General features: G+C 34.4%; 20 protein-coding genes, 2 pseudogenes, 1 riboswitch and 1 other annotated feature. Of the genes and pseudogenes, 16 read left to right on the top strand and 6 right to left on the bottom strand.

What is annotated here, in order from left to right:
- Nucleotides 1–26 precede the first annotated feature (26 nt).
- A complete protein-coding gene (locus ILT06_RS07660; RefSeq protein WP_222654992.1) occupies nucleotides 27–3,221 on the top strand; it encodes a DEAD/DEAH box helicase in 3,195 nt (1,064 codons plus the stop codon).
- A gap of 100 nt (nucleotides 3,222–3,321) precedes the next feature.
- Here the strand turns inward: ILT06_RS07660 and ILT06_RS07655 are convergent, their stop codons facing one another.
- Nucleotides 3,322–3,456 carry a DUF3934 domain-containing protein gene (locus tag ILT06_RS07655; RefSeq protein ID WP_000047588.1) on the bottom strand — a complete coding sequence of 45 codons (135 nt, stop codon included), beginning with the start codon at nucleotides 3,454–3,456 and terminating at the stop codon, nucleotides 3,322–3,324.
- 405 nt (nucleotides 3,457–3,861) lie between these two features.
- Nucleotides 3,862–4,120: a binding site (T-box leader), on the top strand.
- 70 nt (nucleotides 4,121–4,190) lie between these two features.
- On the opposite strand from ILT06_RS07655, the gene asnA reads away from it, so the two are divergent.
- Nucleotides 4,191–5,174 (top strand): aspartate--ammonia ligase, encoded by a 984-nt coding sequence (gene asnA, locus ILT06_RS07650; RefSeq protein ID WP_061676615.1) that lies wholly within the window; start codon nucleotides 4,191–4,193, stop codon nucleotides 5,172–5,174.
- Between the two features lie 136 nt (nucleotides 5,175–5,310).
- Nucleotides 5,311–5,748: a helix-turn-helix domain-containing protein gene (locus tag ILT06_RS07645; RefSeq protein ID WP_064476468.1), complete on the top strand. Its 438-nt coding sequence runs from the start codon at nucleotides 5,311–5,313 to the stop codon at nucleotides 5,746–5,748.
- A gap of 207 nt (nucleotides 5,749–5,955) precedes the next feature.
- Here ILT06_RS07645 and ILT06_RS07640 read toward each other — a convergent pair whose 3' ends face one another.
- Together ILT06_RS07640 and ILT06_RS07635 are read right to left on the bottom strand one after the other, a co-directional pair.
- Nucleotides 5,956–6,408 carry a VOC family protein gene (locus ILT06_RS07640; RefSeq protein WP_064476467.1) on the bottom strand — a complete coding sequence of 151 codons (453 nt, stop codon included), beginning with the start codon at nucleotides 6,406–6,408 and terminating at the stop codon, nucleotides 5,956–5,958.
- Nucleotides 6,409–6,765: 357 nt separating this feature from the next.
- Complete coding sequence (locus ILT06_RS07635) at nucleotides 6,766–7,995, bottom strand: aspartate kinase (RefSeq protein WP_222654991.1); 1,230 nt, start codon at nucleotides 7,993–7,995, stop codon at nucleotides 6,766–6,768.
- 199 nt (nucleotides 7,996–8,194) lie between these two features.
- Nucleotides 8,195–8,381: riboswitch (Lysine riboswitch) on the bottom strand.
- 191 nt (nucleotides 8,382–8,572) lie between these two features.
- Between ILT06_RS07635 and ILT06_RS07630 the strand changes: the two genes are divergently transcribed.
- The 3 genes from ILT06_RS07630 to ILT06_RS07620 are packed head-to-tail and all read left to right on the top strand — an operon-like array spanning nucleotide 8,573 to nucleotide 11,727.
- A complete protein-coding gene (locus ILT06_RS07630) occupies nucleotides 8,573–9,481 on the top strand; it encodes a DoxX-like family protein (RefSeq protein ID WP_064476465.1) in 909 nt (302 codons plus the stop codon).
- A 3-nt stretch (nucleotides 9,482–9,484) separates the two neighbouring features.
- A complete protein-coding gene (locus ILT06_RS07625) occupies nucleotides 9,485–10,096 on the top strand; it encodes a DUF4166 domain-containing protein (RefSeq protein ID WP_222654990.1) in 612 nt (203 codons plus the stop codon).
- 5 nt (nucleotides 10,097–10,101) lie between these two features.
- A complete protein-coding gene (locus ILT06_RS07620; protein ID WP_103655435.1) occupies nucleotides 10,102–11,727 on the top strand; it encodes a YndJ family protein in 1,626 nt (541 codons plus the stop codon).
- A 28-nt stretch (nucleotides 11,728–11,755) separates the two neighbouring features.
- Here ILT06_RS07620 and ILT06_RS07615 read toward each other — a convergent pair whose 3' ends face one another.
- On the bottom strand, nucleotides 11,756–12,241 hold the full coding sequence (locus ILT06_RS07615) for an 8-oxo-dGTP diphosphatase (protein WP_098091023.1): 486 nt from the start codon (nucleotides 12,239–12,241) through the stop codon (nucleotides 11,756–11,758).
- Nucleotides 12,242–12,416: 175 nt separating this feature from the next.
- Between ILT06_RS07615 and ILT06_RS07610 the strand changes: the two genes are divergently transcribed.
- The 4 genes and pseudogenes from ILT06_RS07610 (at nucleotide 12,417) to ILT06_RS07595 (ending at nucleotide 16,025) form a co-directional block, all read left to right on the top strand.
- Entirely contained in the window at nucleotides 12,417–13,661 is a 1,245-nt protein-coding gene (locus tag ILT06_RS07610) for an N-acetylmuramoyl-L-alanine amidase (RefSeq protein ID WP_098111224.1), read from the top strand.
- 255 nt (nucleotides 13,662–13,916) lie between these two features.
- On the top strand, nucleotides 13,917–15,329 hold the full coding sequence (locus ILT06_RS07605) for an S-layer homology domain-containing protein (RefSeq protein ID WP_103655436.1): 1,413 nt from the start codon (nucleotides 13,917–13,919) through the stop codon (nucleotides 15,327–15,329).
- A 145-nt stretch (nucleotides 15,330–15,474) separates the two neighbouring features.
- Nucleotides 15,475–15,612: pseudogene (locus tag ILT06_RS07600) on the top strand (MFS transporter); the annotation flags it as partial.
- 134 nt (nucleotides 15,613–15,746) lie between these two features.
- Nucleotides 15,747–16,025, top strand: coding sequence for a hypothetical protein (locus ILT06_RS07595; protein WP_098111222.1), 279 nt, complete (start codon nucleotides 15,747–15,749; stop codon nucleotides 16,023–16,025).
- Between the two features lie 19 nt (nucleotides 16,026–16,044).
- Here ILT06_RS07595 and ILT06_RS07590 read toward each other — a convergent pair whose 3' ends face one another.
- The gene (locus ILT06_RS07590; protein ID WP_064476458.1) at nucleotides 16,045–16,509 is read right to left on the bottom strand and encodes a hypothetical protein; all 465 of its coding nucleotides are present in this window, start codon (nucleotides 16,507–16,509) and stop codon (nucleotides 16,045–16,047) included.
- Nucleotides 16,510–16,620: 111 nt separating this feature from the next.
- On the opposite strand from ILT06_RS07590, the pseudogene ILT06_RS32450 reads away from it, so the two are divergent.
- The 6 genes and pseudogenes from ILT06_RS32450 to ILT06_RS07560 all read left to right on the top strand — a co-directional run.
- Nucleotides 16,621–16,923 (top strand): annotated as a pseudogene (locus ILT06_RS32450) (carbon starvation CstA family protein); the annotation flags it as partial.
- 89 nt (nucleotides 16,924–17,012) lie between these two features.
- Complete coding sequence (locus tag ILT06_RS07580) at nucleotides 17,013–17,825, top strand: polyphosphate kinase 2 family protein (RefSeq protein ID WP_064476456.1); 813 nt, start codon at nucleotides 17,013–17,015, stop codon at nucleotides 17,823–17,825.
- A 177-nt stretch (nucleotides 17,826–18,002) separates the two neighbouring features.
- Nucleotides 18,003–18,542 (top strand): PadR family transcriptional regulator, encoded by a 540-nt coding sequence (locus ILT06_RS07575; protein ID WP_098103673.1) that lies wholly within the window; start codon nucleotides 18,003–18,005, stop codon nucleotides 18,540–18,542.
- A 36-nt stretch (nucleotides 18,543–18,578) separates the two neighbouring features.
- Nucleotides 18,579–20,327, top strand: a complete 1,749-nt coding sequence (locus tag ILT06_RS07570) for an MFS transporter (protein ID WP_098103672.1) — start codon at nucleotides 18,579–18,581, stop codon at nucleotides 20,325–20,327.
- Between the two features lie 299 nt (nucleotides 20,328–20,626).
- Nucleotides 20,627–20,962 carry a YrdB family protein gene (locus tag ILT06_RS07565; protein ID WP_064476453.1) on the top strand — a complete coding sequence of 112 codons (336 nt, stop codon included), beginning with the start codon at nucleotides 20,627–20,629 and terminating at the stop codon, nucleotides 20,960–20,962.
- 218 nt (nucleotides 20,963–21,180) lie between these two features.
- Nucleotides 21,181–22,449: an MFS transporter gene (locus tag ILT06_RS07560; RefSeq protein WP_098111638.1), complete on the top strand. Its 1,269-nt coding sequence runs from the start codon at nucleotides 21,181–21,183 to the stop codon at nucleotides 22,447–22,449.
- Between the two features lie 87 nt (nucleotides 22,450–22,536).
- Here the strand turns inward: ILT06_RS07560 and ILT06_RS07555 are convergent, their stop codons facing one another.
- Nucleotides 22,537–23,520 carry a ketoacyl-ACP synthase III gene (locus ILT06_RS07555; RefSeq protein WP_064476451.1) on the bottom strand — a complete coding sequence of 328 codons (984 nt, stop codon included), beginning with the start codon at nucleotides 23,518–23,520 and terminating at the stop codon, nucleotides 22,537–22,539.
- Between the last annotated feature and the right edge of the window lie 106 nt (nucleotides 23,521–23,626).

Below are 23,626 nucleotides of genomic sequence, written 5' to 3'. Positions count from 1 at the left end.
TTTTACATTAAGGAAGTGTCAAAACAATGAGCTTTACATTAAATAAATCGATTATAAAAGAAGTATGCGGAGAGACCTCATATAAAAGAGGCGAAGCTTATTATAAAGCAAATAAAGTAATTGTGAATCATTATGATGAAACGAAAGAAATTTGTGAGGCGACGGTAAAAGGGAATGAAGATTTTCATGTTACAGTAGAAAAAGCTAAAAAAGGTGATGTAGTTGCGAGATGCAGTTGTCCTTCATTAGCGTCTTTTCAAACGTACTGTCAACATGTTGCAGCCGTACTAATACAAATAAATTATAATCAGCAAACGGGTGGCATGGGCTCTGTTAGTAGCAGAAGTGATCAATTAACAAACGGGATGTTTCAGTTGTTTGCAGAAAAACCACTGAGGCCCAAAAGTAAACAACACCGTTTTGATACACGTGAAATATTAGATGTGGCGTTTATCTGTTCACCAGTAGCAACGAAAAGCGGTGGGGCCCTTCTTGGAATTCAGTTAAAACTTGCGAAAACATATTTTATAAATCAGATTAGAGAATTTCTTTCTAAAGTGGAGAAAAGAGAGACTTTTCATTGTTCCAATGAATTTACATACACGCCAGATGTACATAGTTTTAAACAAGAAACGGACGCGATTATACAACAACTCATTAAAATATATCATAACGAAAAAATGTATGAAGATGCACTAGAAGTACATGCGAAACAAGATGAAAGTATGATATTCATACCGCCAGCTTCGTGGAAAGATATGCTCTCTTCACTTTCTAAAGTTGAGTATGTACAACTGAAACAAAATGAACAACAGTTTCAGGGCTTACAAATTTCAAACGGTTTATTGCCATTACATTTTGAGTTTACGAAAGGAAATAATGGTGGATTCACACTTCATATAGACGGCCTAAATCGTGTTCAAGTTATGGAAATGTATAACAACGCTCTTTACGATGGGAAATTATATCATTTACCTATGGAAGATTGTATGCGACTTATTGAATTGCAAAAGATGATGAATCGCTCAAATAGCAATCAGTTTTATATTCCTGAAAGTAAGATGGAACATTTTGTAGCGAAAGTTGTGCCAGGATTAATGAAACTTGGAACGGTACGAATTGATAAAGTAATATCAGATCGTGTTGAAACGCCGTCGCTAAAAGCAAAACTGTATTTAGATCGTGTGAAAAATCGTTTGTTAGCAGGTCTTGAATTTCATTATGGAAACGTCATGATCAATCCGTTAGAAGAAGACGGACAGCCGTCTGTTTTTAATCGTGATGAGAAAAAGGAAAAAGAGATTTTAGACGTTATGAGTGAAAGTGCCTTTGCGAAAACAGAAGGCGGTTACTTTATGCATAATGAAGAGGCGGAGTATAACTTTTTATATCACGTCGTTCCGTCGTTAAAAGGATTAGTTGATATTTATGCGACGACAGCAATTAAATTACGTATTCATAAAGGGGATACAGCACCACTTATTAGAGTGAGAAGAAAAGAAAGAATTGATTGGTTATCATTTCGTTTTGATATAAAAGGAATACCGGAAGCAGAAATTAAAGGTGTATTAGTCGCTCTTGAAGAGAAACGCAAATATTACCGATTAGCGAATGGTTCTTTATTATCACTAGAGAGCAAAGAGTTTAATGAAATTAATCAGTTTGTAAAAGAATCGGGTATTCGAAAAGAATTTTTACACGGGGAAGAAGTGAATGTTCCGCTTATTCGGAGTGTGAAATGGATGAGTGGACTTCACGAAGGTAATGTTTTAAGTTTAGATGAATCTGTGCAAGATTTAGTTGAAAGTATTCAAAATCCGAAAAAATTAAAGTTTACAGTGCCGCAAACTTTACATGCTGTAATGAGAGAGTATCAAGTATACGGATTCGAGTGGATGAAAACACTTGCCCATTACCGTTTTGGTGGTATTTTAGCAGACGATATGGGGCTTGGAAAAACGCTGCAAAGTATTGCTTTTATAGATTCTGTTTTGCCTGAAATTAGAGAGAAGAAGCTGCCTATATTAGTCGTTTCTCCGTCATCTCTTGTTTATAATTGGTTAAGTGAATTGAAAAAATTCGCTCCGCATATTAGAGCAGTGATTGCAGATGGAAATCAAACAGAGCGGCGAAAAATCTTAAAAGATATAGCGGAATTTGATGTCGTAATTACGTCATATCCATTACTGAGAAGAGATATAAGATCGTATGCAAGGCCATTTCATACACTGTTTCTTGATGAAGCACAGGCGTTTAAAAATCCTACAACGCAAACTGCAAGAGCGGTAAAAACGATTCAAGCTGAGTATCGTTTCGGACTAACGGGAACGCCTGTCGAAAATTCATTAGAAGAGTTATGGTCTATCTTCCATGTCGTATTTCCGGAATTATTACCAGGAAGAAAAGAATTCGGTGATTTAAGGCGCGAAGATATAGCGAAGCGCATTAAACCTTTCGTATTAAGACGATTAAAAGAAGACGTATTACAGGAGCTTCCAGATAAAATAGAGCACTTACAGTCATCGGAGTTATTACCAGATCAAAAGAGGCTTTATGCTGCTTATTTAGCGAAGTTAAGAGAAGAAACGTTAAAACATTTAGATAAAGATACGTTACGTAAAAATAAAATTAGAATTTTAGCTGGTTTAACGAGACTGCGACAAATTTGTAATCATCCGGCTTTATTCGTTGATGATTATAAGGGGAGTTCAGCTAAATTTGAACAACTGTTAGAGATACTAGAGGAATGTAGAAGTACTGGTAAGAGAATTTTAATCTTTTCTCAATTTACGAAGATGCTGTCTATTATTGGTCGTGAGTTAAATCGTCAAGCGATTCCATACTTTTATTTAGACGGGAGTACACCATCACAAGAACGTGTAGAGCTATGTAATCGATTTAACGAGGGGGAAGGGGATCTATTTCTCATTTCTTTAAAAGCTGGTGGTACGGGTCTTAACTTAACGGGTGCCGATACGGTTATATTATACGATTTATGGTGGAATCCAGCTGTTGAACAACAAGCAGCAGATAGAGCATATCGAATGGGACAAAAAAATACAGTACAAGTTATAAAATTAGTAGCCCACGGAACAATTGAGGAAAAAATGCATGAACTGCAAGAGAGTAAGAAAAATTTAATCGCTCAAGTGATTGAGCCGGGAGAAGAGAAATTATCATCAATCACGGAGGAAGAAATTCGAGATATTTTAATGATTTAATATAAAAAGCTATGCCTTCAAATGTATGAGTGCATAGCTTTTTTGTTGTAATAATTATATTTTGTTTTGTACAAAGTAAAGAAATCAAATGTTATTTAAATTACTTCTTTGTACCTTTACTTTTGTATGGCTTTGCAGCTGCCTTTTTCTTTGCACTTGATTGCCAACGATTCCATCCTTTACTTCCTGTACCTTGCCCTACACCTTTTTTCGGTTTTGCTTTCGTTTTACTCATATGATCACTCCGTTATATAAAAATCTTATTTGATAATAGTCAATGATTTAGAAAATACTCTTTATAAATGACTATGATTACTTTAAGTAAAAATAAACTGCTTGAATGCTATAGTATAACATGAATTTGCAAGTAAACTGAAAGGAATTACAAAGAAAATGAAAATAATACGAAATACTGCGGATTCTATATTTCGAACGATTACATTACTTGTTGTGTATATGTTAGTCTCGGTTAGTGAAACGTTTTTTGGATTGACAAGGCAAAAGAAGTGAAGATGTTATATTGAAAACAATCAATAAAGCCGTAAAATAAAGAATTGAAAAATATTTTTAAATTTTTGTTGACTTTCTTTATTTTTTGTATAGAATAATCATTAATAAAATGTTTCAGAGATGTGACAACAAAACGACTATGAAAGGACGAGTAGTAGTAGGATGTAGTCTAAGCGAGTCAGGGGTGGTGTGAGCCTGATACGAAGCCTATTATGAAGAACCTCCTGGAGTTGCTAACCGAAATCCTTTACAGGAAAGTAGACTTAGCCGGGAACTTCGCCGTTACAAGAAGAACAGTATCGAGATATTTCATCTCCGTATTGTATAAGTGAGCAACCTCTGTTGCTAATTTGGGTGGTACCGCGGAACCAAAGTCTTTCGTCCCAGTTTTTTGGGAAAGAAGGGCTTTTTTTGTTGGCTTCTTTTCACAACATCCAAACATTTTAGGAGGAAACCACCATGTATCAATCATTAATGACAGTAAGAGAGACTCAAATCGCAATTAAGGAAGTTAAAACATTTTTCGAGGATCAATTAGCAAAACGCCTTGAACTATTCCGCGTATCTGCACCATTATTCGTAACGAAAAAATCAGGATTAAACGATCACTTAAACGGTGTAGAACGCCCAATTGAATTTGATATGTTACATTCAGGAGAAGAATTAGAAATTGTTCACTCACTAGCGAAGTGGAAAAGATTCGCATTACATGAATACGGATATGAAGCTGGTGAAGGTTTATATACAAACATGAACGCAATTCGTCGTGATGAAGAACTTGATGCAACACATTCCATTTACGTTGACCAATGGGATTGGGAAAAAATCGTTCAAAAAGAATGGCGTACTGTAGACTACTTACAAAAAACAGTACAAACAATTTATGGAATATTCAAAGATTTAGAAGACCACTTATTTGAAAAGTATCCGTTCCTTGGAAAGTATTTACCAGAAGAAATTGTTTTCATCACTTCCCAAGAACTAGAAGATAAATATCCAGAATTAACACCGAAAGATCGTGAACATGCAATTGCGAAAGAGCATGGTGCAGTATTCATTATCGGAATTGGTGATGCACTTCGTTCAGGTGAAAAGCATGATGGACGCGCAGCTGATTATGATGATTGGAAATTAAACGGTGACATTTTATTCTGGCACCCAGTATTACAATCTTCATTCGAATTATCATCAATGGGAATTCGTGTTGATAGTAAATCACTTGATGAGCAGTTAACGAAAACAGGTGAAGACTTCAAACGTGAGTATGATTTCCATAAAGGTATTTTAGAAGACGTACTACCATTAACAATTGGCGGTGGTATTGGACAATCAAGAATGTGCATGTACTTCTTACGAAAAGCACATATCGGTGAAGTTCAATCTTCTGTATGGCCTGACGATTTACGTGAAGCTTGCAAGAAGGAAAACATTCATCTGTTTTAATAGAAGAGAGAGGATAACTCAAAGAGTTATTCTCTCTTTTTTATTGTGTAAACGAATGGTTTACAGTGAATTTTACCAATAGTTTCTTTCTTTTTTATCTCCTATTATGTAATAATTTGTTAAAGGAGGGGACGTTATGAGCTTAGGACAACAACTTAAAAAATTAAGAGAATCAAAAGGATTTTCACAAGAAGATGTTGCTAAAAAAATTGGTGTGACAAGGCAAGCTGTGTATAAATGGGAACATGATAAAAGCTGTCCGGATATTGATAATTTAATTTTGCTTAGCGAAATGTATAATGTTACGCTCGATGAGTTAATAAAAGGGAACCGAAATTTAAAAGAGAAAATACATATTGATGAAGATGAGTATTTTGAGAAAGAGAATGAGTTTGGTTTTTATATTGGGTTTGGTTTGCTAATTGTGAGTGCTTTCGTTGATTATGAAGGAATGCAAGAGATCTTATTAGGAATAGCACTATTCATGATGGTTTTTTACTCTGACGTGAAGAAAGTTATTTTGAATGAGTTCAGATCGTTTTTTAAAAGAAAAGATATATATGATAAAAAGTGAGAAGAGCTAGTTATATTTCTTAGGAAAGAGTATAACAAGTAATTGAATTGTTTTATAATGATTTCGGGATGTTGATAGTATGTTAAAAAGCTCAAACAAGTATAACCCCGTTTTAAAGCTAGGACGGGGTTGAAAATCTAAGTTTTATTAATCAAGAAGTTCTTTTAAATATTTTTATTTCAGTAAAGACTTCTTATAAAACATTACTTACTTGTTACCGAGTTGTTCCGCTAAACCGATTAAAATTCCTTCGGTTCCACGAATGTAGCAGAGTCGATATGAGTTCTCGTACTGAACTACTTCGCCAACGAGTTGAGCACCATGCTTAATCAGTCTCGATACCATTTCGTCAATGTCTTCGACAGTGAACATGACGCGCAAATAACCGAGGGTGTTTACAGGAGCTGTCCGGTGATCTGCTATAGTAGATGGTGTGAGAAATCGAGAAAGTTCAATTCGGCTATGGCCATCTGGGGTCACCATCATAGCAATCTCCACGCACTGAGAACCGAGTCCGGTTACGCGACCAGCCCATTCACCTTCGACAGTAGCTCGCCCTTCGAGTTTTAATCCAATCTCTTCGAAGAAAGATATTGCGTTATCAAGGGATTCTACAACGATGCTGACATTGTCCATTCTTAGTAATCTGTTGTTTGCCATAGTCTTTATCTCCTTATATGTATAAATTTATTATTTAATTCTCCCCATAATTATACTAAAATCTCTTCTAAATAAAAAACACCTTGTCACAGTGTAGGGAAATGTGACAAGGTGTTTTCAGGTATAGTATATAACATCTTGTTAACGAACAACACTTCGAAAACCTTCTACTACTGAGATACGCATGAACTTTATTTCGTGAATGCTATTATGTTCAAGTAGTTTCAAGAATTTGATACTGTAATTGCTATTCGATAGAATAACTTCGACTTTCCCACAAAACAGTCCTACCCTGTTTCTATTTATATAGGAAGAAAATAGATTCATATAATTTGTTTTAAGTGTTACTAGTGGAAATTAACTCATCTGCACTAAAGGCTCAATTTTTGCCATAAATGATTGATGCAGCGCCTCAACACCTGTTACTAAATGAAGGCGGTCAATAACGACAGATACTTTAATTTCTGATGTACTTACCATTTTAATATGAATATCTTCTTCTTTTAAAGTAGTGAACATATTCGCAGCAACTCCTGGATTAGAGACCATACCAGATCCTACAATGGATACTTTTGCTAAATGATTTTCATATTCTACAGATTCATAGTGAAGTGTTTCTTGATTTTGTTCCAATCCCTCTAATGTTTCTTTTAAATCATTAGAATGGATTGAGAAGGAGAGGTGAACAGTTCCTTCATTTGTAATACTTTGAATGATGATATCTACATTAATATGTGCTGTTGCCAATGTAGAGAAAACTGTTGAAAGTGCACCTTGTTCCAATCCTTTCATTGTGACGCGTGTAATATTATCTTCAAATGCAATACCTTTAACGATTGATTGTTGTTCCATGTTACATTCTCCTTTTACAATTGTTCCGTTTTCTTGTTCCATACTTGAGCGAACTTCTAACATGACATTATGATTTTTAGCAAACTCAACAGCACGCGGGTGTAATACACCAGCACCGAGGTTTGCTAGTTCTAGCATTTCGTCATAAGAAATTTCATCTAATTTATAAGCATCTTTTACAACTCGTGGGTCCGTCGTATATACACCGGTCACATCCGTGTAAATATCACATTTTTTTGCTTTCAGTGCAGCAGCTAATGCAACAGCAGTTGTATCAGAACCACCGCGGCCAAGCGTTGTAATTTCATGGTTTTCGCTGATTCCTTGGAAGCCAGCTACAATAACAATCGTGCCTTCAGTAAGATAAGACTGAATTCGATCTGTATGAATTTCAGTAATCCGTGCACTACTATGTACAGATTCTGTCGTAATACCAGCTTGCCATCCAGTTAATGAAATTGCGTTATAGCCTTTTGCTTGTAGTGCCATCGTTAATAATGAAATAGTCACTTGCTCTCCTGTTGATAGAAGCATATCCATTTCGCGTTTACTCGGATTTTCTGAAATCGCGTTAGCAAGTGCTACGAGTTCATCTGTGCTTTTTCCCATTGCTGAAACGACAGAGACGATGCTATGTCCTCGTTCATATTCTTCAATAATTAAATTTGCTACATGTTGAATGCGCTCAACGCTTCCAACAGAAGTGCCACCAAATTTTTGTACAATCGTTTCCATTACGAATTCCTTCTTTCATCCATTTTTAAGAATAGATTAGGACATATATAGATCCCAATATTCCTGTAGTTACCAGAGAAAAACAAAAAACACCATCTCAAATAAGTGAGGATGGTGCTGTTACAGGAAAAGGGAAACAGAAAACGGAGCTAATAAAAAAACCGCCAAAAAAGGAATACCATAAAAATGATATCTCTTTTTTGTAGATAGCTCTTCATACATACACTTCTGTACATATGACAGTTCTGTTTCTATTCGAAAACAGCCCCAATCGATAAATGCAGAGAAAATTATCGATTTCGGCAATACTTCCTTTCATCTAATTTCATAGACATCTCTGTGTCTCCATTAGAATAATCATAAGTATCGCAACCTCTATCTCACGTTTTAGGCGAGAGTGTTTGATTTATGAAGTTGTTGGTAACATTTGTTTTATAATAATTTAAATTTTTCGGGGAATCAAGTGTTTTGTATAAATTTTAAAAATTCTTTCTTTTCTTGAAGGAGTTTGTGAAAACTGTAGCAAAATAAATTCATAGCATGTACATTAAATTTATAGTGCATAGGAGGTGGAAGAATGAAGGGGAAAAAGCCTATTTATGTTTCGGCAGAAATGAACACAACAATGGAAAAAATATGGGGATATACACAGGAACCAGATATACATACAGAATGGGATGCTCGCTTTACTGAAATTTCGTATTTAGAGAAAAAAGAAGGAGAACCGCAGAAGTTTTTATATAAAACTAAAATTGGATTTGGACTTGAAATAGCTGGTGAAGGGGAATCGATAGGTGAAATAAGAAAAGAAACGGGTGAAAGAATTTCTTCTTTAAAATTTTGGACAGATAATAAATTATCACTTATTCAAATAGGGCGTGGTTATTGGAAGTATACACCGCGTGAAGAATACATTCATTTTGAGACGCAATATGATTACGATACGAGGTTTGGTCGTATAGGAAATGTAATAGATTTCTATATGTTTCGTCCGTTATTAGGCTGGGCGACTGCTTGGAGTTTTGATGCGTTAAAATTATGGATAGAAAAGGGACTTCATCCGAGATTACTAATTAGAAGAACGATGACATATTGGCTCGTATGTTTTTTATTTGCTTTTGTATGGATGTATCAAGGAATAGTGCCGAAACTATTGTTTACTCATTCAGAAGAAGTAAAAATGCTATCTGTGATGATTGGTTCAACTGAACATAGTATTTTTGTACTTAAAATAATTGGATTACTAGAACTTATTTTTGGTGTCATATGGTTGTTGCCATTTCAAAAACGAAAAGTATTTATCGTACATATTTTTATGTTAATAGCCTTAACGATAGCGGCGGGTTTTACGAATATCGTAAGCTTTACAGAGCCGTTTAATCCAATTACATTAAACGTTCTACTAATGGGGTTATCAATTGTCGGTTATATAAATAGCACGAATTTGCCAAGCGCAAAAAATTGCAAGAGGAAGAGAAAGGGATAATGTATGGCTAATATGTATGAAAGATTATTAGGGGATTCTTATAAAAAGCTTCATCCAAAATTACAGAAACGCTATGAAATTACAGAAGAAAATAGCTTTACTGGAGAAGGAAATATGGATGAAATTTACGGAGGTTCTTTTTTCGTGAAATTGATATTAAAAATTGCATCGAAGTTTAGAATGTTTTTCTCTGAGCGGGGGAAGGAAGTGCCATTTACAATACATAATACCGCTGAGCGAGATGAACATGGAAATGAACTTGTGCGGTGGAATCGTACTTTTTATTTTCATAATAAAAAAAGATATTTTAACGCCGTTATGCAGTTGGATGAAGAGAATAATGAAATTGTAGATTATTTTGGTGAACCGCACATACTTGTTTCTACGTTGGATTTTCATATTGATGAGGTGGGGGCAATACATATTTCTTCAAAGAAACAATGGTTCTACATGTTTGGAAGAAAATGCCTATTACCTAGATTTTTATACGGAGAGGCCAAAATTGTGGAAAGTTATGATGAAACACTACAATGTTTTCGAATTCATGTACAAGTACGCAATCCGTTAATTGGTTCATTATTTTTATATAAGGGAACATTTGTGGAGAGGAAATAAATGTTATGAAAAATATAATAGTTGGGCTTGCTTGTTATATTATTTTTCTAATATGTGAGTGGTCAAATATAAACCCAGTGGAAGCAATTATATTATTATCTATTTTGTTATTTATACCGATGTCATTTTGCATCATTGATAAGAAAACAAGAAATGGATCGTATGTATCTTTTTATAAATTTGTATCGCTGTTATATCCAATCGCAGCAATTAGTGCAACGTTAGCTTTCGTAACAAATCACTATTTCTTTGCGATACTTTGGTTTGTATATACAGGAATTATTGCGTTATTTGGTGTAAGTAGAGTGCTAGAAAGAGGATGGAAACAGTTAGAAGAGACAGCTATTGATAGTGCGTTTATTTATTTGTTTCTAGGTGGTTTTTGGTTTTTTGCTTCAGTAGCAAAGCTTTCCATTATGCACTTTAGTTCTGACATTGTTTTGCTTACCGCTGCACACTTTCATTATTCGGCATTTCTATTGCCGTTATCAGCTGGTTTAATTGGGAGAAAAAGAGAAAAAAGAAGTAAAGTATATGATGCTATTATGTTTGTCATCGTCATTTCACCTATGACAGTTGCAATAGGGATTACGTACTCAAGAGTATTTGAATTTTTTGCAGTGTTCCTATATTTATGTGCTATTTATGGTTATGGGATTTATGTTTGGCGCACGAAATTTAATGCTATCAGTGCAAAGATTCTCCTGATCATATCGTCTAGTACACTCATGGTAACAATTATGTTTTCACTTATATATTCGTATGGGAATTTGAAACATGTACTGATGATTACAATTGCTCAAATGGTTTGGATTCACGGTGTTGTCAATGGAATTGGAGTAGCGTTACCAGCATTTGTCGGCTGGATGATTGAAAATAGTGCCCCGAATTATAAATATTACGGGAAACCAATGAGCGGGTTAAGAGGAAATGCGACAGTTGGTGAAGCATTTTTACATAACAGAAATTTAATAGATAGCAAGGAATACAAAGGTTTAGTTGATAAAATGAATGATTTTCATAGTGAGGCATTTGACGTGACGAAGATTCCTTTAAGTATTACTCGTTTTTATGAAAATACAAAAGAGTATGAGTTACAATCGCATATTAAGTGGGCTCGTTGGTTTCGTCCGGTTGCATTTTGCTATGAGAAAATGAGTAAGCGTGTAGGACAAATACATTTAGGAATGGGCGGTAAGTGGGAAACGATGCATGGCTCTATCGTTGGGATAATAGATGAGAAAGATGGAAGGGAGAATGTAAGGGCTTGGCTAAGAAAAAATGAAGCAGGAGAATCTATTTTTGTAGCTCTTTACTCAAAGCACACATATAAGAGCGAGACATATATGAATATTGCATTACCTTTACCATATTCGAATATGACGGGGGTTTTAAAATTATGTAATAAGAGTAATGATTTCATTATTACTAGTAAGTTGAGAAAAAATGGTAAGGGGGATGAGGGGATTTATTTACATACTCGTTTCTTTACAATACGTTTACCGTTAGCAGAGACTTTTATTATGAAAGAGTGCACGGATCAACTACTAGAAGCAAATCATAGAATGTGGATATTTGGAGTTAAGTTTTTAGAAATTGATTATGAGATTAAGAAAATAGAGAAGAAGTAAAAAAACTTGGAGAGATTCCAAGCTTTTTTTATGTATGCGTAATTGTCATAGTAACTTGTTTATCTAAGTCTCGGTCCCAAACGCGTTGAATTTCAAACGTACCTTTTTCAAAAAATAATGGGAATCTTTCTTTAAACCAATCTTGCATAGGAAGATTTAATGCTGTTTCGATTGGTACCCATAATAATTCGCCTTCAGGAGGATTCAAAAGGAGTTCACCTTCAAATGAATCTGTCCAATAGTTAAATACCATATATCGAACATTTTCTTTCGGATTTACGTATTCATCTAATCCCTTAAAAGTTAAATTTGAAACAAGTAATCCAGTTTCTTCTTTTACTTCTCGTTTAGCAGCTTGGACGATACTTTCTGGAAAATCTACTTTACCGCCAGGAGCGATATAACCAGGGAATCCTAGATGATCGGGGCGCTGTATTAGCAATACTTTGTTATTACGCTGAATCATACACATTGTATACATACGGTGTTCTATATCTTTCCAATCCTTGCTCATGGGAACCTCTCCTCTTATAAAATAAGAATCTTATAGTTTTTAACTATAGTTATATATGACAAAAAATACAATAATAATACAAATTTATACAAATTTCAATTGACTATTACTAATTTTCAGAACTATAATTAGTCTGTTATATAAATACATTGTACTTGAGAGGGGAATATATTCTATGAAAAATAGAATAATTGCAGCAGGATTAATTGCAGCTAGTATATTAACTTATTCATCTAGTAGTTTCGCACAAACAAAAAAATTTCCAGATGTCGTAGCTAAACATTGGGCAGAAGATTCTATTTACTATTTAGTAGATAAAGGTGCAGTTACAGGTAACGATAAAGGAATGTTCGAGCCTGGAAAAGAAATCACTCGTGCAGAAGCAGCTACAATGATGGCTAAAATCTTAAACTTACCAATCGATAAAAATGCTAAACCATCTTTCGGTGATTCTCAAAACGATTGGTACACTCCATTCATCGCAGCTGTAGAAAAAGCTGGTGTTGTTAAAGGGAAAGGCCCAGGCGTCTTTGACCCAACTGGGAAAATTGACCGAGTTTCAATGGCATCTCTTCTTGTAGAAGCTTACAAATTAGAGTCTAAAGTAAACGGTACTCCAGCAACTAAATTCAAAGATTTAGAAACATTAAACTGGGGTAAAGAAAAAGCTAACATCCTAGTTGAATTAGGCATCTCTCTTGGTACTGGTGAGAAGTGGGAGCCTAAGAAAACTGTAACGAAAGCAGAAGCAGCACAGTTTATTGCAAAGGCTGACTCACTTAAAGTAGGTAATCCTTTAGTAGAACAGATGATTATTATTGATCCAGGTCATGGAGGAACAGATCCTGGGAAAGCAACACAAGGATTACATGAGAGTGATATTGTATTAGATACATCTAAAAGATTACAAAGTTTAATAGAGAAACATACTCCATTCCGTGTGATGTTAACACGTGAAACAGATATTCGTCTTGGTGAAAAACAAGGAGAAGACCTTAAAAATCGTGTGGATTTCGCGAAAGAACATAATGGAGATATTTTTGTAAGTATCCATGCAAATGCTTCTCAAAAACATGATGGACATGGAACAGAAACTTTTTATTATAAAGGATCTGAAAAGAAAGAATTAACTGAGCGTGAAAAAGATAGTTATATGTTAGCTGATAAAATACAAAAGCGATTAGTTAAAGCTCTAGATACAAGAGATCGTGGTGTGAAACCAGAAGACTTTTATGTACTAAGAGAAAATGAGATGCCAGCAGTACTAACGGAGCTAGCATTTTTAGATAACAGCGCGGATTATGAGAAGTTAGCTTCAGAATCTGGAAGACAAATAGCTGCTGAGGCAATTTATGCGGGTATTTTAGATTATTATGAGTGGAAAGGTTTTGATGTTTCAAAATCTCGTTTAACGAAATAACAATGTTGATTGTTAAGTCCATCGTCTATATAGAGGTGGGCTTTTTATGTAAGTTTTTGTGATTTTATATCGGAATAAAAAGATATATCGTATTATGCTGATTATGAATAAAATAAAGGTAGATTAGTTTATTTTTATCACGTATACTTTTACTGTTGACTAATTAAGAGTTTGTTAGTTTAATAGGGAAAATTATACGATAAAGGGAGGCAAGTTAACACGGTACAAGCATATAGAAAACGTGTTAAACAATTTATGAAAAAAGTTATTTCTAATGTGTTAGCAGTGACAGTCGCACTTCAAGTAGTGCTGGCTCCAGCAACTTCGTTTGCATCTACAAAAGAGTTTCCAGACGTTCCGAAAAATCATTGGGCACTTGAAGCGATTACTGATTTAACGTCAAAAGGGGTTATTGCAGGTTACGATAATGGTAAATTTGGCTTTGGAGACGTTGTAACTCGTGAGCAAGTAGCAGCATTAATGTATCGCGCATTAAAACCAGAATTAAAAAGCGATTATAAAAATCCATACTCTGATATTAGCGCAGGAACGACGATGTTCCCAAAAGAAATTTTGGCATTAACAGATATGGGGATTTTCGTAGGTGATGGTAAAGGGACGTTTAGACCGAAAGAATCATTAACTCGTGCTGAAATGTCTGTTATTTTGCAAAGAGCATTTAAATTAGAAGTAAAAGCACCACATACATTTAATGATATAGATGCAACACACTGGTGGGCAAAAGAAGCAATTAGTGCATTGCAATCCAATGGTGTATCGGTAGGGAATGGGCTTGGAGGATTTGATCCATCGGGTGTATTAACACGTGAAAGCTATGCACAATTATTATATAAAGCGATGCAAATTAAAAATGATGTTCCTGTTGAACAGCCATCGTATATTAATTTAGACGTAACTTTGCCATCTAACGTAACGGCACTAGAGATTGATAATTTCATTAAAAAATCGCATTCGGATAGTCCACTTATTGGAACTGGTAAAGATTTTATTCAAGCACAAAATGAGTACGGTGTGAGCGCACTATATTTAGCTGCACATGCAATCTTAGAATCTGCGTACGGTAAATCAGAAATTGCATATCGTAAACATAATTTATTTGGTTTAAGAGCATATGATCGTGACCCATTTGCATATGCAAAATATTTACCGTCATATAAGGAAAGTATTTCTTACAATGCTGATTATGTAAGGAAGAACTACTTAGAAGAAGGTGCAAATTATTTCAGCGGTTACACATTACCTGATATGAATGAAAAGTATGCAACAGATAAAGAATGGGCTGGCAAAATCGCTAATATTATGGAGCGTATTAAACCGTTTAACAAGAAAGATTATGAAAATGTAAAACGATTACCGAAAAATCCTAATACATTAAATGTAGAGGCATTAGGAAAAGACATTCCATATAAAGATTATGCAAAAGATGCAACAGGTACTGTTCAATTAGTAGGCTCTTACTATCAAGTGCCATATCCATTTGGCTATACAATTAAGAGTGTACCGAATGTTACACAAAATGAAGTTGGAAAATTAGAAAATGGTAAGAAAGTAAATGTATATCGTGAAGATCCAAACGGTTGGGTAGAATTTTCATTTGAAAATGCTCAAGAAAAGTATTGGACATTGAAGAAGAACTTAAAATTATAAATAAAAAAGGTGTTTTCATTTATGAAAACACCTTTTTTATATTTTTACCAATAATTTAACAGTTTCATATATAATTAAAATTATTGAAGATTGAATTTTCTGTTTTATAATCGATATTAACTTAATTTGAAAAGAGGAGAGAGGTATGCAAGGAGAAATACGAACAGAGAAAAATGTAAGTTATATTGGTAAATTGTTATTGCCGGTCAAAGTGTCACCATATATTAATATTTTATGGATTGGGCAATTATTTTCGACTTTAGGTAGTTCGATAACGATGGTTAGCTATTGTCATAAGTGGCGAGATAACGATTATAACACTAGTTATATTAGTACTTGTAACAATGGGAGTAGCATTATGTGTACCAAGTATTCGACGAGTTGATTGATGATATAAGGGAAAGGAGAATAACTTATATGATTATAGAAAACTTGAACGATATAGTAGCAAAGGAATTGGTCAGCCAATACACTTTGCAGGAAAAGGTCTTTGAAGCAAAAAATTTCACAATCTATATCGCCACCCATAGAGAAAATAAGCTAACATATAATCAACTAGTATTAGTAAAACATCTTTGTAACGAAAAGCCTTCCGTACATATTTGGGACAAGAAAATTAGTACGGAAGCAACAGAACTAGAAATCACAAAAGAAGTAACAGAAGCGATTCAATCTGGTTTTGTAAATGAAGAATAAGCCCTAATCAAATTAGGGCTTATTCTTCATTAAACACAAATGTTTGTTTCATTTGTTCCCCCTCATTTACCGGATGACCGTTGTATGAGAAATTTTTTTCTTCCCAAGTAATGACGACTTTAAAATTATGGCTATTAAAGTCTAAAGGGAATACGATGTAGTCAGAGCTTGTTTGACTTTTAGAAACGTTGCTATTTAACGTAGTAGGATTAAAAGTAGCTTTAGAGGTAGGAGTGTTATCAAGTATTTCCACTGATACATTTGATACATCATTACCGATGTTTTTTACGAGTAAACTATATGTATCATATACACCCTGTTTTGGCTGCACTGCTTGCTTGTTTGCGTTATGAGATTTGTCAATTTCGATATACCACTGTTTAGACTTTGATTCAATTGGTAGTGAGTGAAATGTGTATGCACTAGCTTGTATTGGTAGTGCGAAACAGATTAGTGCAAAGAGAGAAAATATTTTTCGTTTCATCTTTAAAGTACTCCCATTCTGTAACGGATTTATTTGTTATTATCTTCTTTTTTTGAGAGGGTATACCATAATTCAATTGTAAAAAAATATAGTCTCTCTTTGTGAATAAGATGGAGATATTTCTCTTGGGCTAACCAATCGACTGCAGCAATTGCGTGATGGATTGGAACGATGTATTTATTCATAAAAGGGAAACCGTATGTTGTTTCCTTAATTCCCGCGAAAGTCATGCAACTCATGACTTTCATTTACATTTTAAATGCAAAAATTGGTTTTAATATTCCGTTAAACACATCTTATATGGTAGGTGCGGTTATTACCGTTATGTTAACTGCTGTATTCTTTATAAAAGCTGTGAAAAATAAAAATGAGAATATTGAAGTAGATGTGCAATTAGAGAAGGAAGCTGTGTAGAGATTTTTCTACACAGTTTTTTCTAATGTGAAAAAATTTCCAATAATATGTTAAAATAACATTGTCATACAACAAGGGGGATTTGTTTTATGGAAAATGGATATCTTGCTAAAGTAGATGTAACGAAAAGAATTGAATCGAAATCTAAGTACAATAAGAGACTAGAAAAATATCAAAGGCGCTTATTAGCATTGCAGCAAATTGTAAAAGAAGAAAAAATTGCGGTTATGCTCGTTATGGAAGGCTGGGATGCGGCTGGAAAAGGCGGAGCGATTAAGCGAGTGACGGAACATCTTGATCCGCGCGGGTTTCAAGTAAATCCAATTGGAGCACCAGCACCTCATGAAAAACGGTACCATTACTTGCAACGTTTCTGGCGAAAACTTCCTCAGTACGGGCAAATTACTATTTTTGATCGCTCATGGTACGGACGTGTGTTAGTGGAGCGTGTTGAAGGGTTTGCTACAAAGGAAGAGTGGACGAGAGGGTATGATGAGATTAATGATTTTGAAAAACTATTAACAGATGATCATTATATAATCGGGAAGTTTTTCTATCATATTAGTAAAGATGAACAATTAAAGAGGTTTAAAGATAGAGAGAACAATCCTTTGAAAAGATGGAAAATTACAGACGAAGATTGGCGTAACCGTGAAAAGTGGGACGAGTATGTTGAAGCAATGGAAGACATGTTTGAAAAAACAAATAAGCCAAATGCGAAATGGGAAATTATCGAAAGTAATGATAAATTGTATGCTCGTGTGAAAACGTTAAAAATCATTATTGCATTAATTGAGGATTATTTCTTAGAGCATGGTATAGAATTACCTTCGTATTATTATGAAATGAAAGAGGGTAAGACAGAAGGTTTTGAAGCTAATCAAGATGAAGTTGTAAAATAGTACAAAGTTTGTATATGAAATATAAAGTAGAGCTACCCTGTAATTTTGAACAATAAAATTACAGGGTGTTCTTTTATTTAGAAACATTTTACAATTAATAGAATAGGGTATATAATCAATAATCATATTAATATTGTTAATATGATTATTGATTATATACTATGTGGGGGTCTTATTTTGAAGGGAAGAGATGTTGTTTTAGGTTTATTGATGGAAAAAGAATTGTCTGGTTATGATATTAAAATTGTGTTCGAAGACGTATTTACTCATTTTTTTGATGGGAGTTTTGGAATGATCTATCCAACGTTACGACAGTTGGAAAAAGAGGGGAAAATAAAGAAAGAGGTTATTATGCAAGAAGGGAAACCGAATAAGAAAATGTACTTTATTACAGATGAAGGGCGTGAAGAGTTTTATCAATACATGCAAACAGATGTAGAGAAAGATGTTTTACGTTCAGATTTTTTAATGAGGATGTATTTTGGTAATTATAGCGATGACAAGGCGATAAAAAAATGGATTGAGGACGAAATTGAAAGGAAAGAGGTATACATTGCGGATCTTCGTTTGAAATATGAAAAGTGGAGAGAAGGTATTACTTTTGTTGAGGAAATTTCACTCGATTTAGGTATTGCATCATATAGTGCTCAAGTAGAGACATTGAAAAGAAAACTAGAGCAACTAGAAGTAAAAAAACACAATAAAACAGAAGAATGAAAAACACGTTCATAATAAATAAAGGGGTAGATGAACATGGAGCAATCAAAGGGTATTAAGATTGTCTTTTTAATGTGCTTAGGTATATTTCTTTGTATGATTGATACGACAATTATGAATATAGCTTTACCGGCCATACAAACGAGTGTAAATACTTCATTAGAAAAGATGTCTTGGATATTAAATGTTTATACGATGACGATTGCAGTACTAGCCATTCCACTAGGACGGATAGCTGATATTTTTGGGAAAGCAAAGATGTATATTCTTGGTTTGATAATTTTTGGTGGTGGATCAGTGCTTTGTGCTTTTGCTAATACGGGCGATTTTCTCATCTTTTCTCGTTTTATACAAAGTATTGGTGCAGCAATTTTATTTCCGACAAGTATGGTAATCGGCGTTTCAGCAATGCCATTAGCAAAGAGACATGTTGCACTTGCAATTTTAGGGGTAACACAAGGACTATCAGCTGCAATGGGACCAGTAATAGGTGGAATTATTACACAAAATTTCGGTTGGAGATGGGTGTTCTTCATAAATGTTCCTATTTGTATTCTTGGAATCATTTTATGCTGTATTATGCTGCAAATAAAAAATGAAGAACGTATTATCTCAAAAATAGATTGGGTAGGACTACTATTAAGTAGCACAGCAATTTTTTCTTTTACTCTCATATTAGTAAAAGGCAATACATGGGGATGGCAAAGTAATATTGCTTTGTCTTGTTATGCAATTAGCACTATTTCTCTTATTCTATTTGTTTTAGTAGAACGAAAGATTCATAATCCAATGGTGAATTTAAAGTTATTTCAAGATCGAATGTTTGTCGGAGCGTCTATCGTTGTCATATTAAGTAATTTATTTTTAATTGGAGTTACTGTATTGCTTCCGACGTTCTTGACGAAAATACAAGGCCGAACGGAAATTGAAGCAGCTTTTTTAGTGACACCTATTTCAGCAATGATATTTTTTGTCTCACCAGTTGCAGCAACTTTAATTAAAAAACTCGGAAAAGTAACTATTATTTTGTCAGGCTTTCTTGTTATGGGTTTCTCTTATTATTGGTTGCAAATGATTGATGTTAATTCAACGAATATTGAAATTATTATTCCATGTATGATATTAGGTGTTGGGTATGGTTTAGTAGTAGGTCCAATTACAGTTTTAAGTGCTTCTTCGTTTGAAGGGGAATTATTAACCGCTTCTCAAAGTGTTGTCTCGATGTTGCGGCAAGTAGGAATTGTATTAGCAGTTGCAATATTTGTATCTAACTTAACGCACAATTTAGCTGTAAATAAAGAGAATGTATATCGTTATGCAGAAGAAAAATTGCATAATATTCATGTGAGTAGTGCCCAGCAGGCTGAGATATTAGAAATAACAAAAGGAAAAATAGAGAACCAAAGTATAGAAACAAATGTAGAAAAACATCAAAATGAAACATTTGTAGGGTTAAATAAAGAGAAAAAAGATGCATTAATTCACCAAAAAGTGGATGAAGTATTAAGAGAAATTCCAGTAGAATATAGAGATGTAAAAAGAGAAGAAGTTATGAATCAAGTGACAAAAGAAGTTGAAAAACAAGAGGAAAGTATAAAGAAAGAAGTACTCGCATTTTCGGATGATGTGAATCACTATGCTCAAAATCAGATGGCAATGAGTTTTACAGATTTATATAAAGCAAGTGTGCCGATTATCTTAGTTTTTGCTTTAGTAAGTTTGTTATTTTGGGAAGGAAAGGCTTTGAGTAAAAGAAGGGAAAAAAGGATAGTAGGGGGATTGTAAGGGAAATAGGCTAAATATGAATTTCACCCTAATTATTGAAAGTTGGTTATTAACAAAGGAAAGAACTCCATGGACGAAACGTGAATGGCGAAGTTCTTCCCTTTGTGCTTATAGGCATATGTGTCACTATCATTTAAGTATTTACTCTCATTCATTATCAGCCAAAATCAAAGATGAACTGAATAGTATGAATAAGTATTTTTACATACAATGAATAGGTACGTATCAAGTTCAAATATAGGATGCATAATATTATTTTTATAGGATTCTACATAAGTTTTCAAGGGGGGCTTTATAATATGTCTATAAAACATATAAATCTGGTGACAAGATTTTTTATAGAATTATTTGCTCTTGCATCACTATGTTATTGGGGCTTTCAATTTTTTGGGGATGTATATGGGAAATATGTTTTTGGTATTGGTTCACCACTACTTTTTGCGATAATATGGGGGCGGTTCATTGCACCTAAAGCATCATTAAAATTGACAGAACCATATAGGTTTATGTTAGAAATCATATTGTTTGGAGTTAGCTCTGTTGCTCTATATACTGTTGATCAAATAACCTTTGCTATTATTCTTGCAGTGTTATTTATAATAAATCGCACTTTAATCATTGTTTGGAAACAATAAATTTACTACGGTATCTATATAAAATCATATGTTATGTAGTTTTTTTATTATATTATTTAACTTTAATAATACAGAAGAGTAGTGTTAAAACTTAGGGGATTATTATTTGAAGTGGAGGAGCAATAAAATATGAATAAATTTAAGAGTTATAAATTGGGGATTTTGCTGTTCTATAGTACATTAACAAGGGGGATTAGTTTTATAGAGAGGGTGAGGAAATGATAGATACAGCAGATGCTTCAATAAGTAATCATATATATACAGAAGAAGAACAACAAAAATTATACAAAAGAACATTACTAATCGTAAGTATTTCACAAATGTTCGGTGGAGCAGGGTTAGCTGCCGGAATTACAGTAGGTGCACTTCTTGCGCAGCAAATGCTTGGGACAGATGCATATGCAGGGTTACCAGCTGCTATGTTTACAATGGGATCTGCGGTAGCGGCTTTCTTTGTTGGGAAGTTATCACAAAAACATGGTCGTCGCATAGGGCTTGCAGGAGGTTTTATAGTAGGTGGAATAGGGGCTATTGGAGTTGTGGTGGCAGCTTTAACAAATAGTATTATTCTTTTACTAGTTTCTTTACTTATATATGGCGCGGGCACAGCTACGAATTTACAAGCACGTTATGCTGGAACCGATTTAGCGAATAAGAAGCAAAGAGCAACTGCTATTAGTATTACGATGGTAATGACGACCTTTGGTGCAGTCGCAGGTCCAAATTTAGTAGGTGTAATGGGAAGGTTTGCTCATTCAATTGGAATTCCTGAACTTGCTGGTCCGTTCATATTATCGGCAGCAGCATTTATACTAGCTGGTCTTATTCTATTTGTTATGCTTCGTCCAGATCCGTTACTTATTGCTAATATGATAGAAACATATAAACAAGAGCATACATATAAAGGGCAACCAGTAATAGAAGAAGCAACAGAAAATAAACGAGGTATTACAGTTGGAGCTATCGTAATGATACTTACGCAAATCGTGATGGTTGCGATTATGACGATGACGCCAGTTCATATGGGACACCACGGTCATGCTTTAAGTGCAGTAGGTCTTGTAATTGGTTTTCATGTAGGTGCAATGTATCTTCCGTCTCTCGTTACGGGAATGTTAATTGATAAAATTGGCAGAACTACGATGAGTATAGCTGGTGGAGTGATTTTACTAGCAGCAGGTGTCATAGCGGCGATAGCGCCAAGTGATTCTTTAATACTATTAATTGTTGCTTTGTCTTTACTTGGATTAGGATGGAACCTCGGTTTAATCAGTGGTACGGCTCAAATTGTTGATGCAACTATACCTTCCACACGTGCAAAAACACAAGGGAAAATAGATGTGTTTATTGCGCTAGCTGGAGCTTCAGGTGGAGCGATGTCAGGAATGGTAGTGGCAAATTCAAGTTATGCGGCATTGTCATTAGCAGGAGGAGTTTTAGCTTTCATGCTTATTCCTGTTGTGATATGGACTCGGACAGGTAAATAAAATTAAGATAGTAGAAGCAGCGTTCAAAGGGAGGTAATCAATCTTTGAATGCTGCTTTTTTGTAGTTAGTTGTATAAAAGAAAAATGTTAGTTTAAATCCCACTCCACAATAAGCCCTAAATGAGTAAGACCACCACCAAACCCGTATAGTAAAAGTGTGTCTCCGTTATTTAATTTCCCTTCTTTTCTAGCTAAATCTAGAGCGAGTGGAATAGAAGCTGAAGATGTATTCCCCATGTATTTTACACTCGTTAAAGTATTTTGAATTGGAATTTCTGTTTTCTCACAAATAGATTCAATCATTCGTAAGTTAACACTGTGTGGTATGAACCAGTCTATATCATCTATTTGCATATTGGCGGTATGTAATAGTTCTTTTATACCTGCTGGTACCGTACGTGTTGCCCATTTATATACTTCTCTCCCATTCTGAACGATTTTTTCATTTGTTTGTAGTGGTGTACCATTCATAGTAGTAGATAAGTTTGTTCTGTATAGATGAATGCCACCAGCACCATTTGTTCCCATATGAGCAGCGATAAAGCTTGGTTTGTTTTCATCTCTTTCTAATAAAATAGCTCCAGCACCATCACCGAATAAAATACAGGTCGTTCTATCGGTGTAATCGGTAACTTTTGATAATGTCTCTGTCGCTACGACAGGTACTTTTTCATGTGATCCAGAAGTGATTAAGCTATTAGCTACGTGTAGTCCATATGTGAAACCGGCGCAAGTTGCATTTAAATCAAAAGCTAGTGTATGGGGGATGTTGAAGTGTTGTTGTATTTGACATGCGACACTAGGAAAAACATAGTCAGCAGTTGTTGTAGCGACGATGATACAGTCGATATCTTCTAAGTTCTTTTTAAATGTTGTACATAAATTTTCAATTGCGTTAATGGCTAAGTGTGAGGAGTATTCGCCTTCGCTAGTAATCCTTCTTTCCTTTATTCCTGTTCTTTGTACAATCCATTCATCAATCGTATCGATCATTTTTTCTAAATCATTATTAGATAATATTTGATTTGGAACATGAGTACCAATTGCAGTAATACGGGATTTAGAATGCATGGGAACATCTCCTAACTTTTATTTTTATAACCGGATACTAATATCAGGTTATAAAAATGTCAATAAAGACTTTTGTTGTATTGAAACGATAATGCTTAACTTACTA

This window comes from Bacillus sp. 17RED48, assembly GCF_019837545.1.
Classification (GTDB): domain Bacteria; phylum Bacillota; class Bacilli; order Bacillales; family Bacillaceae_G; genus Bacillus_A; species Bacillus_A wiedmannii.
This window is presented reverse-complemented; position numbering and strand designations above follow the sequence as displayed.

Coding starts and splice junctions, on each gene's coding strand:
- ILT06_RS07660 (WP_222654992.1), top strand. CDS start 27: ATGAGCTTTACATTAAATAAATCGATTATAAAAGAAGTATGCGGAGAG.
- ILT06_RS07655 (WP_000047588.1), bottom strand. CDS start 3,456: ATGAGTAAAACGAAAGCAAAACCGAAAAAAGGTGTAGGGCAAGGTACA.
- asnA (WP_061676615.1), top strand. CDS start 4,191: ATGTATCAATCATTAATGACAGTAAGAGAGACTCAAATCGCAATTAAG.
- ILT06_RS07645 (WP_064476468.1), top strand. CDS start 5,311: ATGAGCTTAGGACAACAACTTAAAAAATTAAGAGAATCAAAAGGATTT.
- ILT06_RS07640 (WP_064476467.1), bottom strand. CDS start 6,408: ATGGCAAACAACAGATTACTAAGAATGGACAATGTCAGCATCGTTGTA.
- ILT06_RS07635 (WP_222654991.1), bottom strand. CDS start 7,995: ATGGAAACGATTGTACAAAAATTTGGTGGCACTTCTGTTGGAAGCGTT.
- ILT06_RS07630 (WP_064476465.1), top strand. CDS start 8,573: ATGAAGGGGAAAAAGCCTATTTATGTTTCGGCAGAAATGAACACAACA.
- ILT06_RS07625 (WP_222654990.1), top strand. CDS start 9,485: ATGGCTAATATGTATGAAAGATTATTAGGGGATTCTTATAAAAAGCTT.
- ILT06_RS07620 (WP_103655435.1), top strand. CDS start 10,102: ATGAAAAATATAATAGTTGGGCTTGCTTGTTATATTATTTTTCTAATA.
- ILT06_RS07615 (WP_098091023.1), bottom strand. CDS start 12,241: ATGAGCAAGGATTGGAAAGATATAGAACACCGTATGTATACAATGTGT.
- ILT06_RS07610 (WP_098111224.1), top strand. CDS start 12,417: ATGAAAAATAGAATAATTGCAGCAGGATTAATTGCAGCTAGTATATTA.
- ILT06_RS07605 (WP_103655436.1), top strand. CDS start 13,917: ATGAAAAAAGTTATTTCTAATGTGTTAGCAGTGACAGTCGCACTTCAA.
- ILT06_RS07595 (WP_098111222.1), top strand. CDS start 15,747: ATGATTATAGAAAACTTGAACGATATAGTAGCAAAGGAATTGGTCAGC.
- ILT06_RS07590 (WP_064476458.1), bottom strand. CDS start 16,509: ATGAAACGAAAAATATTTTCTCTCTTTGCACTAATCTGTTTCGCACTA.
- ILT06_RS07580 (WP_064476456.1), top strand. CDS start 17,013: ATGGAAAATGGATATCTTGCTAAAGTAGATGTAACGAAAAGAATTGAA.
- ILT06_RS07570 (WP_098103672.1), top strand. CDS start 18,579: ATGGAGCAATCAAAGGGTATTAAGATTGTCTTTTTAATGTGCTTAGGT.
- ILT06_RS07565 (WP_064476453.1), top strand. CDS start 20,627: ATGTCTATAAAACATATAAATCTGGTGACAAGATTTTTTATAGAATTA.
- ILT06_RS07560 (WP_098111638.1), top strand. CDS start 21,181: ATGATAGATACAGCAGATGCTTCAATAAGTAATCATATATATACAGAA.
- ILT06_RS07555 (WP_064476451.1), bottom strand. CDS start 23,520: ATGCATTCTAAATCCCGTATTACTGCAATTGGTACTCATGTTCCAAAT.